Here is a 10219-nt window from a genome sequence, read left to right as displayed (position 1 = left end):
CGCCGGATCAATCACCAGCCTGCCCAGCACCGCCGGCACCGCCACACTCGGCAACAGATGCTCAAACAGCGCACACACCCGCTCCACCAGATCCTCCCGCCCCGACAACGTATGCGAATACACCTGCACCCCCGTCCACGCCGCCGAGAACACCCACGCACTCTCCGCCACATCCACCTGCGGCAACAACTCCCCCTGCTCCTGCGCCTCCCGCAACACCCTCTCCGTCGCATCCAGCCACGTCCGGATCGTCCACGTCCCGAAAACCGCCCCCATCTCCTGACCCAACGACAACCGCGCCGACGCAGACACCACCGGACGACACCGCATCCGATACGCCAACGCCAACCCCATATCCACCAACTCCTGCAACTTACTCACCCGCGGCGCCAGCACAAACCCCGCAAACTGCTCCCCCAACACCCCCTCCGCCAACGCCCGCTTCGACGGAAAATGAAAATACAAAGCCCCCTTCGTCACCCCCGCCCGCGCCAACACCTCACCAATCGTCGCCGCCTCATACCCACGCTCATCAAAAACCGACGCCGCAGCATCCAAAATCAACCGCCGCGTGCGCACCGCACGCTCCTGCCGCACCACAAAACCTCCAAAGACCAACCCACAACCCACCACAACACATTCCCAGCAACCAACCCAAACCAAACCACCCAGTCCGTATATTCACAAGACCCAAACCCCCACCCACCACCACGACCACACCACCACAACCCCGGGAGTACCCCCTTCAAGGCATGAACCGCTTGTCTAGGGTGGCCTGGTGGGAATTCAGCTGCGGAAACGGTGGGCCGGGCAGCCGTTGTGGGCGAGATGGATTCTCGCCGTGTACCTGACCGGCTTCCTCGAAGGCGCCTGCGCTCACCTTCTCGACCTGATCCGCGGCGGGATCCACGCCTATGCATCGTTCCCACAGGTTTCCATCCAGGCCTTCTTCATCAGCCTGGCGGTCCTTGACCCGCTGATCGTCGTGCTGGTGACGCTCGTGCGGCGCCAAGGAATCTGGCTGGCGAGCGGTGTAATGGTGCTGGACGTCTCCGCGAACTGGATCAGCAACTGGCAGTGGCTGCATGATCATCCATCGCGGCTGCTGCATCCCGTCGGGCTGTTGCCCATCACCCTCTTCGGGCTGTTCGTCGTCACATCACTGGTCCCCCTGCACCACACCACTGCGACAACACACAGGAACCCCCAGGCGGTCTTACCGTCTCCATGACGACTCGCGGACAGTAGGTCTGTTGTCGCCCCCACCCACGTTCGTGTCTCCACGGGGGCCGTGTGATCCGGATCGGCCGCGAGGCGTTACGGTGCCTGCTCGCCCGCCGCGGCGTCACCTTCCATCGCACCAAGACCTGGAAGGAATCCCCCGACCCCGAGCGCCACGCCAAGCTCGACCGGATCGAGCACGTACTGGAGCACTTCCCGGACCGCGTGTTCGCGTTCGACGAGTTCGGCCCGCTCAGCATCAGGCCCACCGCCGGGTCGTGCTGGGCCGAACAGGGTCGGCCCGAGCGGCATCCCGCGACCTATCACCGTACGCACACCCAGGCCATCGGGCTGGCCCTGGCCGGGCACCAGGTCGTCGGCAGCGACCTGAGCCCGGTCGCCGCCGCGCGCGCCGCCGCCGAGGCGGCGGCCCGTGGCAGCCGGCTTCCGGCCACTGCGGCTGACATGCGCCAACTGCCTTTCAAAGAGACGTCATTCGACGTCGTCCTCTGCGCGGACAACTCGCTCACGCACCTACTCTCCGGGCAAGACCTCCGGACGACACTCCGCGGCATGAGACGGGTACTCCGAGACGACGGACTGTTGATGATCACTGTCCGGACCTACGACGAGGCGCGCCAGACCAGACCCACGTCGACACCTCCCCAGGTCTCGCAAGCACGCGACGGCCAAGCGATCACCTTCCAGCTGTGGCACTGGCACGAGGACGGCGAACGCTACGACCTGGAGCACTTCCAGCTCATCCCCGCAAAGACCACCTGGCAGGTCCGAGTCCGCCGGACCACCCACTGGGCGCTGACGCCCCCGCAGTTGACAGAGTTCGTGACTGAAGCCGGATTCACCAACATCGCCTGGCACAGTCCGGCCTCCAGCGGGTACTACCAGCCCGTGCTCACCGCACAGCGCGCTCCCTCAGCGCAGTAGCCCAGACATCGCTCACTAGAAGTCGGGTGGCAACTCGTCGACGTGCTCGGCCGCTACCGCTTCACCGCGTCGGCCCCGTGCGAGGGGCTGCGGCCCTTGCGTGATCCGGACGCGGCGAAGCCGGACGACAGAGACGACGGCAGCGGCTGAGTGAGGCAGCCGGCGTCATTGCGGGGGCGGTCAGAAGCCGACGGTGGTCTCGAAGGAGTCGCGGGCCCGAGCGAGCTGGTACCAGCGATCGGCGAGGGCGTCGGGGTCTCCCTCGCCCGTGCCGGGCACGATCGGCACACCGATGGACAGGTGCCCGACCCAGACGCCCTCACCGGCGAGGTCGTCGTGCAGACCGCGGGCCCACGAGCGCAGGCCGGACAAGGCGATGCCGGAGTTGCTCATGCCCGGAATGGGCAGCAGGGCGGTGGTGCCGGTGGTGAACAGCAGCGCGCCGTCGCCGGCCTCGCGCATGCCCGGCAGGACCGCTGCCGCGGCGGTGAGCGCGCCGCCGACGAGCATGTCAAACATGGGGCGCACCGATTCGGGGGTGGTCTCCGCCGCAGCGGTGAAGCCCAGCGCCTTCAGGTCCGGGACCTCGCCGGCCTTGGCGGGGAAGGTGGGGGCCGGGCTGTAGGACAAGACGCCGATCCTGCCGAGTTCGGCGGCAGCCCTGTCCAGCGCGCGCGTCAGGGAGTCGGCGTCGGTCACGTCGGCGGGGTAGGCGCGGGCCGTGATGCCCTCGGCGGCCAGGCTGTCGCGGATGCCCTCGATCTTGTCGGCGTTGCGGGAGACCAGGGCGACGGGGTGGCCGGCGGTGCCGAAGCGGCGGGCGATCGCCCGGCCCAGGCCGGGGCCGGCGCCGACGACTGCAACAGTGGGAAGAGCGGGAACGGGGGAAGACATGCCTCTACCTCGATTGCGTGAATGGGTTGGGTGGGTGGGAGGCGCCGCCCGGGCAGGCGGCGGGTGTGCGGGGCGCCGCTGGCGCCCCGGTCGATGTTGCGGCTGATCAGCAGCCGGTGAGGGTGCCGGCCGTGTCGCCGTCGGAACGGGCGGTGGGGCCGGTGCTGCCACTTGGGTCGGTGCCGGGCGCGGGGGCGCCGGGGACGGTGCAGACACCGGTGGACGGATCGCACAGGCCGTCGGCCTCGCCGTCCAGGAACTGCAGCGGCTCAGGTGTGCCGGGTGCCGGGTCAGCCATGGATCTGCTCCCATGCCTGGTCGAGGGCGGTGGCGTACTGGGCGGTGCTGACGGCTCCGGGGATGCCCAGCCGCTCGCCCAGGACGGTGAAGGGGACGCCAGTGGCGCCCAGGCGCACGGCCTGGTCGTGGTCGGTGCGCACCGCGTCGGCATAGCGGTTGGTGGCCAGCACCTCGCGGCTGGCGTCGGCGGAGATGCCGAGCTCTTCGCCGAGCCGGACGAGGGTGTCCGGGGCGAAGGCGTCGTCGTTGCCGCTGAAGACCTCCGCCTGCATGGCGCGCAGGTAGTCGAAGGCGACGTCGTGCTCGCCGCCGAGGTGGACCAGGCGCAGCATGTCAAAGGTGTTGCTCGCCGGGCGGTCAACCTCGTAGCGCAGGCCCTCGGCCGCGGCCTTGTGGGCCATGTCCTGTTCCATCGCCCGGGCCTGCGCGGGGGCCGCCCCGTACTTGTCCGCCAGGTACGTCAGCGTCGGCATCACGGTGGCCGGGGCCTGCGGGTCGAGCTGGAAAGTGTGGACCCTCAGCTCGACGTCCTCGCCGTGCCGGAACTCGTCGATCGCCCGGCTCAGCCGCTGTTCGCCCAGGTAGCACCAGGGGCAGAGCACGTCCGCCCAGACGTCGACCGTCAGGCGAGTGGGGGTCGGCGTTGCTGTCGGTTCCATGACGGACCGCCCTCCGGTAAGTTGAGTAGTACCTCAAGATGGACAGTAACACTTAACTTGAGAGTGCATTCAAGATGCGAGGGAGCGGACATGGCGGCACAGGCGAAGACACTGCGGCGCGACGCGCGCGACAACATGGCCAAGTTGCGCGCCGCCGCGCTGGAGGTCTTCTCGGCCAAGGGTCTCGGCGCCCCGCTGGAGGAGATCGCCAAGGTCGCGGGCGTGAGCGTCGGCACCCTCTACAACCGCTTCGGGACCCGCGAGGCCCTGATCGACTCGGTCATCCCCGAGATCGCGGGCAGCCGGCTCAAGGAGCTGGGCGAGAAGGTGGCGGCCGGGGCGACGGCGCGGGAGCGGCTGGAGACCTTCGTGCACGGCATGATCGATCTCCAGCACCAGGACCCCGCCCTCAACGACGCCATCATGCGGCGCTTCCCCGAAGCGACCGCCCTGGTCGACACCTGTGCGGCCTCCTCCTCGCTGGGCCGCGACCTGGTCGACCAGGCCCACCGGGAAGGGTCCCTCGCCCTCGACTTCACCGGCGAGGACCTGTTCTGCCTGCTGTGGATGGCCGGTACCGCCAACCGAGAGGAGGCCGCACCGCTCGGATGGCGACGCATCCTCACTCGCGCCCTGGACTCCGCATGGACCGACCAGGCGCAGACCCCCGCCGCCTCCGACACCCCCTGAGACGCGGCGCCGCCGGCTCCCCGGCAGGCCCGGCGGACAGAGACACGGCACATGCGAAGGGTGCGGCCCCCGCCGCACGCGGGACCGCACCCATTGGCCCCTCGGCCGCGCCGGAGGGTGCCGCCTCACGCGGCCTTCGCCAGGCTGGCGGCCAGTTCCTTGCCCCGGAGGGCCGCCTGGCGTCACCGTACGACGCGGTCAGGGCTACACCCTGCGCGTCAGCACCACGCCCACGGTCCACCGGACTCTCCTCGACCGCTGCCAGCCGCTCGACGGCACCTCGGCCATCCCGGCGCAGCGCAAGGCCCGCCGCGAGTACGCGAACCGCGTCAGCGCTCTCCCGGGCGAAACCCCGTAGCGAGCCACCCGGGCTCCAAGATCATCCCGTGGCGGGTTTCTGGCGTATCTGGGGACCGGCGCGAATCGCATCGTATGCGAACTGGACACACGCTGCGCCGCGTCGGCCGGCAGGCGCAGAGAAGCTGCTGATCAGCGGATAGGGATGTCGATGCATGCCTGTTGAGACGGTAGCCGAAGGGCGGGGTCGCGTCGTTCTGCTTCACTCGATCGGATGGCTGGCCTGCCGTTCCTCTCCGGGTCTCGCATCTGATGCGAGATTCTCGCGCTCGATGCGATCTACGGAGCGTGATGAATTGGCGGGTAAGGGCGGGGTGACACCGGGGGCCGCGCGGCTGCACTTGGCCGACGGGGTTCCGCTGCTGCGGCCGGAAGAGCAGGTCTTCGAGGCGATGCTCGATGGCTGGCGCAACCAGCAGCTGGCGCGGAACCTCGCGCTGTCGACCATCAACGGTCGGGAGCGGAAGGTGCGGGCGTTCGCCGCGCACGCGGATGCCTTTCCGTGGAGCTGGTCCTCGATGCTGGCGGACGAGTGGTTCGGTGACCTGCGGGCGGTTGGTGGCTGAGTTCGCTCGACGCTGCGCGGCTACCAGGTAGCGGTGCGTCTGTTCTGCGATTACGCCACCGACCCGGCCTACGGTTAGGCGGCGGAGTGTGAGCGCCGCTTCGGCACCCACCCGATCCAGGTGTGTCACGAGTGGAATACCGCCGTGCACATGCAGGAGTGCGAGGCAGAGGCCCCGAAACGGGCTTTCACCCGGGATGAGTTACAGGCGCTTTTCGACCATGCCGACGACGAGGTGAGCCGGGTCCGCGGACGCGGTCGAAAGGGCTGGCTACCCGCTTTCCGCGACGCGATGCTCCTCAAGACTGCGTACGCCTACGGGCTGCGACGCAACGAGACGCGGATGCTGGACACGGCCGACTTTGGCCGCAACCCCGAAGGGGCGGAGTTCTGCGAGTACGGCGTCTGCTACGTCCGCCACGGCAAGGCGAAGAAGGGCTCGCCCCCGAAGCGCCGCAGCGTGCTGACCGTGTGGGAGTGGTCGGCCGAGATCGTCGACCAGTGGATCAGCGAGGTGAGGCCCGCGATGCGGCACGCGGACGGGCCGGCCCTATGGCCGTCCGAACGCGGTCGGCGGGTCGGACTGCAACGGCTGGACTCCCGCTTCGCCGCCTACCGCGACGACCTCGGCCTGGACCCGGTCCTGGATTTCCACTCGCTTCGAAGGTTATACGTCACCCACCTGATCGAGGACGGCTGGGATCCGCTGTTCGTGCAACAGCAGGTCGGCCACGATCACGCGTCCACCACCTCCATCTACACCTGCGTGTCTTCCGACTTCCGCACCCGCACCCTGCGTCGCGCCCTGGACGCCACGGTCGAGGCCGCGCTCAAGCCCGCGAGGAGGGCCTGATGAAACGCCAGGTCAGCTACCAGTGGCGACTGCGCGAGAAGATGGCTGCCGCCGGTATGTTCACCACCAGCGAGCTCGCCCCGCCACTTGCCGAACGCGGGATCAATCTCTCCCTCTCGCAGGTCCACCGCCTGGTTACCGGCACTCCCGAACGGCTGTCCCTGCCGGTGCTGGCCGCGCTCTGCGACATCTTCGACTGCACCCCAACCGATCTGATCGCCACCAAGGCGGAGAACACCGCCGTCCGCAAGGTTGCCACCGGCGACGCAGTCGTCGACCTGTCGGCCGTCCGTCCCAAACGCGCCCGCATCCGGCCCGAAGCATGAGCCGGACCCGCGTCCGCGCCGAAGACCTGTTCTGCGCGCGATGCCGCCGGGCCGTCCGACCCGGGGCAGCCCACTGGCCCGAGGGCTACCTCTGCGCGGGCTGCTACGCCCAGGCCCTGGAGACCTACGGAACCTGCACAGGCTGCGGCGTCGACCGGCTCACCCCGGGCCTTGCACCGGACGGCGGCAAGCTATGCACCGACTGCGCCGGCGGCCTCGGCAACTTCACCTGCGAACGGTGCGGCCAGGAAGCACGACGCTACCGCCGCGGAATCTGCGGCCGATGCGTCCTGGCCGAGCGCCTCCACGAACTCCTCGACGACGGCACCGGCCGCATCCGGCCCGAACTCCTCCCACTGTTCGACACGCTCCGCCAGATGAGACGCCCCTGGGGCGGGCTGACCTGGACCAACCAGCCCCATGTCCAGCAGAACCTGCAGGCCCTGGCCCGCAACCAAGTCCCACTCACCCACGAGGGACTGAGCCAGCTCACTCCGTGGCGTTCGGTCGCCTACCTGCGCGACCTGCTCATGCAGTGCGGCGTCCTGCCGCCAGCCGACCGGCACTTGCTGTTGTTCCAGCGGTGGCTCGCCGAGAAACTGCCGACCGTCAGCGACCCCGAGCACCGCAAGCTCTTGGACCTCTTCGCGACCTGGCACATCCAACGCCGTCTCCGCACCCTGGCCAGCCGTGGCCTGGTCACCGGCAGTCAGACGCAGCAGGCCCGCAACAAGCTCTACCTTGCAATCAACTTCCTCGACCACATCGCCCAGCGCGGACGCGCCCTCGCCGACTGCACCCAGGCCGATGTCGACACTTGGTACGCAGGCGGCTACACCGCTCGGCGCCTCACCCACTCCTTCCTCCGCTGGGCCATGCAGTCCAAGCACATGCCGACCGTCACCATCCCGCACCGTTCGACGGCGAATCCCAAGCCGATCACCCAGCACCAACGACTCGCGCTGCTGCGACAGCTCATGAACCGCGACGACATCCCGCTCCAGGACTGCGTGGCCGCCGTCCTTGTCCTCCTCTACGCCCAGCCGCTTACACGGATCACCAGGCTCAGCACCGACGACGCCCAGCACGAACACGGCAAAGTCCTCGTCCGGCTCGGCGACCCGCCGTCACCCGTTCCCGCCCCGTTCGCCGGAATGCTGCTCAAGTACCTGGAACAGCGCCCGAACACCAAGACCGCGACCAACCCCGATGCCCGATGGCTCTTCCCCGGCCGCAGGGCCGGACAACCCATGACCCCGGAAGCCATGGCACCCCGGCTCCGCCAACTGGGCTTCCCGACCCGGCCAGGACGCACAGCGGCGATCCGCCAACTCGTCCTCCAGGCCCCCGCTCCGGTGATCGCCCGGATGCTCGGCTACAACGACGACCACACCACCCGTCTCGCCGAAGAGACCGGAGGAACCTGGCGTCGCTATGCTGCTGGTGACCACTCACGGTGACCACGAGCCGCCAGAAGCTGACGACGAATACGCGCCTCCCGATTTCCGCGAGGCCGCCAGTGTCATGCCCCGTGATTCGATCACGCTGTTAGGCTGCGTTCGCGTCCCCTATTGCAAAAGGAGGTGGGAACCGTGAGCCAGCTGACTCTCATGTGCTCCCACCTCGTTCCGAGGGCGCCGAGGATCTGAACGGGAGCGCGTCGCTACCCGAAAGGACCTCTCATGACCGAACTGGTCATCCGCCCCCTCGCCACAGGCGAGGAACTACTTTTCGAATCTCTGCCCGATTCCGGTCTGGTCGGCTTTGCCGCCTTCGGCGACACCTACAGTGAGATGGCCGCCGCTGGCGAGTACCGCCCCGAGTGGACCTGGGTGGCCCTGCGCGACGGCGTCGTCGTCGCGCGCGCCGCATGGTGGGCCGGACCGAAGGACGACAGTCCGCTCGCCCTGGACTGGTTCGACTTCACGGACGCCGGTGCGGCTGCACAACTGCTCCGCACCTCACCGCTGCATGCCCAGTACTCCCTCAAACTGCCGCCTGGCTGGCGCGACATCCCTGCTGTCAGGGAGCAGGCCCAGGCCCGGATCGACGCGGCCGTCGCCGCAGGTCTGTCCCCTCTGGTCGAGCGCTTCCGCTACCGCTGGACGCCGGACTGCGGCGTGCCCGTGCGCCCGGGCCGCCTCGAATTCCGTCCCGAGCCCGACGACGGGGCGGTTCTCGACGTCTTCCGCCGCATCCACCAGGGCAGTCTCGATGCCCATGTGCGGCGCACCATCGCCAAATCCGGGCTGGAGGCGGCCGCGCAGGAAGAACTGGACTATTTGCGCTGGCTGCCGAGCCCGCGGGAGTGGTGGCGCCTGGCTTACAACTCCGCTGGGCAACTCGTCGGCCTGAGCGTCCCCGGCCGCCACTACGGAGACCCTCTCATCGGCTATATCGGCGTGGTGCCCGAACACCGTGGTCACGGATACGCCTATGACCTGCTCGTCGAGGCCACGCACAAGCTCGCCGACGAGGGCGTGGACCGTATCGTGGCCGGGACGGACCAGACCAACGTCCCGATGGCCGCCCACTTCGCGAGGGCCGGTTACCCGATCGCCCAGGAACGCATCGACCTCATATAGCCCGGAGCACGCGAGACAGGAAGCGGGTGCGGGAATCGGGGTGTGACCACCGAGTCCCGCACCCGCCGGAATCACACTGGTGGGCTCGCATGCTCAACCCTCACCGGTCCGTTCGCCGACCAAGAACGAACGTCACTCTCTGAAGCCAACGGACGCGGTAACCCAGGGAACACGCGACAGTTGAATACGCGAGCCCACCAGTATCATGCCCCTTGATCCCCGTAAGTTTGCAGAGACTGAAGGCAGTTCAGCGGGAACTTGAGGGTCCGATGCCGCCATATTGATGGATAGACCCGTGGGTTCGCGGCGAACACGCTGAGTCGTGGTCGGTCTGGGGAAGCAGTCATGTCCAATCCGCGTAACCGATGGCGGCCTTCTCGTCGATGCCGACGACAAGGCCGAGGTGGAGTGGGTTGGCGCTGTGGGTGAGAGCGTCTTCGAGCCACTCCAAGCGCTGGCATACCAACATGCCAGGCGTGCTCGGGCATTCCGGCAGGTCGGACAGCCGCCAGTGCGCTCAGCCCATCTGGTGTCCGTCCGCGAGCAGCCGGTGGGCGTTGCAGTTGGTGCCGAGCCGGTGGATGGCCGTATCGACGCTGCGGTCGTCCGCCAGTTCCTGGAGGTGGTGAGCTCCGTCCATTTGATGCTGTCCCGTGGCGTCCATCGACTCACCGCCTTCAAGGTGCTGAAGGCGGCGTGACGCCTGGCTGGTTGCCCCCGGTGGGAGCGGTGTTGACGGTCCCAGCCGCCGCCGAGACGCCCGGATGCAGCACATGCCCGAGACCGGCTCGCGGCGTTGCTGGTGCAGAGATACCCGACTCACC

At 68.4% G+C, this 10219-nt stretch carries 13 protein-coding genes; 8 read left to right on the top strand and 5 right to left on the bottom strand.

The genetic code is table 11. From position 1 onward, the window contains the following. On the bottom strand, nt 1-600 hold a 600-nt coding region (locus tag AQJ27_RS60445), incomplete at its 3' end, for a ScbR family autoregulator-binding transcription factor (protein ID WP_067385761.1). Nucleotides 601-778: 178 nt separating this feature from the next. On the opposite strand from AQJ27_RS60445, the gene AQJ27_RS50660 reads away from it, so the two are divergent. Next, nucleotides 779-1231 (top strand): hypothetical protein, encoded by a 453-nt coding sequence (locus AQJ27_RS50660; protein WP_235614072.1) that lies wholly within the window; start codon nt 779-781, stop codon nt 1229-1231. A 62-nt stretch (nt 1232-1293) separates the two neighbouring features. Then, nucleotides 1294-2166, top strand: a complete 873-nt coding sequence (locus AQJ27_RS50655) for a class I SAM-dependent methyltransferase (RefSeq protein ID WP_079065956.1) — start codon at nt 1294-1296, stop codon at nt 2164-2166. A gap of 180 nt (nt 2167-2346) precedes the next feature. Here AQJ27_RS50655 and AQJ27_RS50650 read toward each other — a convergent pair whose 3' ends face one another. The 3 genes from AQJ27_RS50650 to AQJ27_RS50640 all read right to left on the bottom strand — a co-directional run bounded on the left by AQJ27_RS50650 (nt 2347) and on the right by AQJ27_RS50640 (nt 4019). Beyond that, a complete protein-coding gene (locus AQJ27_RS50650) occupies nt 2347-3060 on the bottom strand; it encodes an SDR family NAD(P)-dependent oxidoreductase (protein ID WP_067385751.1) in 714 nt (237 codons plus the stop codon). Nucleotides 3061-3166: 106 nt separating this feature from the next. Continuing rightward, nucleotides 3167-3358 (bottom strand): hypothetical protein, encoded by a 192-nt coding sequence (locus tag AQJ27_RS56205; protein ID WP_067385749.1) that lies wholly within the window; start codon nt 3356-3358, stop codon nt 3167-3169. Beyond that, nucleotides 3351-4019 (bottom strand): DsbA family oxidoreductase, encoded by a 669-nt coding sequence (locus AQJ27_RS50640; RefSeq protein ID WP_079065954.1) that lies wholly within the window; start codon nt 4017-4019, stop codon nt 3351-3353. Before AQJ27_RS50640 ends, AQJ27_RS56205 begins: the two co-directional genes overlap by 8 nt. A 90-nt stretch (nt 4020-4109) precedes the next feature. On the opposite strand from AQJ27_RS50640, the gene AQJ27_RS50635 reads away from it, so the two are divergent. The 6 genes from AQJ27_RS50635 to AQJ27_RS50615 all read left to right on the top strand — a co-directional run bounded on the left by AQJ27_RS50635 (nt 4110) and on the right by AQJ27_RS50615 (nt 9395). Continuing rightward, nucleotides 4110-4709 (top strand): TetR/AcrR family transcriptional regulator, encoded by a 600-nt coding sequence (locus AQJ27_RS50635; RefSeq protein ID WP_067385747.1) that lies wholly within the window; start codon nt 4110-4112, stop codon nt 4707-4709. Nucleotides 4710-5338: 629 nt separating this feature from the next. Continuing rightward, nucleotides 5339-5632 (top strand): hypothetical protein, encoded by a 294-nt coding sequence (locus AQJ27_RS60665; RefSeq protein ID WP_341866173.1) that lies wholly within the window; start codon nt 5339-5341, stop codon nt 5630-5632. Between the two features lie 150 nt (nt 5633-5782). After that, a complete protein-coding gene (locus AQJ27_RS50630) occupies nt 5783-6484 on the top strand; it encodes a tyrosine-type recombinase/integrase (protein ID WP_341866174.1) in 702 nt (233 codons plus the stop codon). Further along, a complete protein-coding gene (locus AQJ27_RS50625) occupies nt 6484-6810 on the top strand; it encodes a helix-turn-helix domain-containing protein (protein WP_067385745.1) in 327 nt (108 codons plus the stop codon). The genes AQJ27_RS50630 and AQJ27_RS50625 overlap by 1 nt, the downstream gene beginning before the upstream one ends. Beyond that, nucleotides 6807-8270 (top strand): site-specific integrase, encoded by a 1464-nt coding sequence (locus AQJ27_RS50620; RefSeq protein WP_079065953.1) that lies wholly within the window; start codon nt 6807-6809, stop codon nt 8268-8270. The genes AQJ27_RS50625 and AQJ27_RS50620 overlap by 4 nt, the downstream gene beginning before the upstream one ends. A 222-nt stretch (nt 8271-8492) precedes the next feature. Continuing rightward, nucleotides 8493-9395, top strand: coding sequence for a GNAT family N-acetyltransferase (locus AQJ27_RS50615; RefSeq protein WP_067385743.1), 903 nt, complete (start codon nt 8493-8495; stop codon nt 9393-9395). Between the two features lie 517 nt (nt 9396-9912). Here AQJ27_RS50615 and AQJ27_RS60440 read toward each other — a convergent pair. Continuing rightward, complete coding sequence (locus AQJ27_RS60440; protein WP_268814662.1) at nt 9913-10035, bottom strand: hypothetical protein; 123 nt, start codon at nt 10033-10035, stop codon at nt 9913-9915. Between the last annotated feature and the right edge of the window lie 184 nt (nt 10036-10219).

Source organism: Streptomyces olivochromogenes (genome assembly GCF_001514115.1).
GTDB lineage: Bacteria > Actinomycetota > Actinomycetes > Streptomycetales > Streptomycetaceae > Streptomyces > Streptomyces olivochromogenes.
This window is presented reverse-complemented; position numbering and strand designations above follow the sequence as displayed.

What these genes read in the sequence shown, in the direction of transcription:
- AQJ27_RS50615 (WP_067385743.1), top strand. Translation starts at nt 8,493, where the DNA reads ATGACCGAACTGGTCATCCGCCCCCTCGCCACAGGCGAGGAACTACTT.
- AQJ27_RS60665 (WP_341866173.1), top strand. Translation starts at nt 5,339, where the DNA reads ATGCGATCTACGGAGCGTGATGAATTGGCGGGTAAGGGCGGGGTGACA.
- AQJ27_RS50635 (WP_067385747.1), top strand. Translation starts at nt 4,110, where the DNA reads ATGGCGGCACAGGCGAAGACACTGCGGCGCGACGCGCGCGACAACATG.
- AQJ27_RS50620 (WP_079065953.1), top strand. Translation starts at nt 6,807, where the DNA reads ATGAGCCGGACCCGCGTCCGCGCCGAAGACCTGTTCTGCGCGCGATGC.
- AQJ27_RS50630 (WP_341866174.1), top strand. Translation starts at nt 5,783, where the DNA reads ATGCAGGAGTGCGAGGCAGAGGCCCCGAAACGGGCTTTCACCCGGGAT.
- AQJ27_RS50625 (WP_067385745.1), top strand. Translation starts at nt 6,484, where the DNA reads ATGAAACGCCAGGTCAGCTACCAGTGGCGACTGCGCGAGAAGATGGCT.
- AQJ27_RS50650 (WP_067385751.1), bottom strand. Translation starts at nt 3,060, where the DNA reads ATGTCTTCCCCCGTTCCCGCTCTTCCCACTGTTGCAGTCGTCGGCGCC.
- AQJ27_RS50640 (WP_079065954.1), bottom strand. Translation starts at nt 4,019, where the DNA reads ATGGAACCGACAGCAACGCCGACCCCCACTCGCCTGACGGTCGACGTC.
- AQJ27_RS56205 (WP_067385749.1), bottom strand. Translation starts at nt 3,358, where the DNA reads ATGGCTGACCCGGCACCCGGCACACCTGAGCCGCTGCAGTTCCTGGAC.
- AQJ27_RS60440 (WP_268814662.1), bottom strand. Translation starts at nt 10,035, where the DNA reads ATGGACGGAGCTCACCACCTCCAGGAACTGGCGGACGACCGCAGCGTC.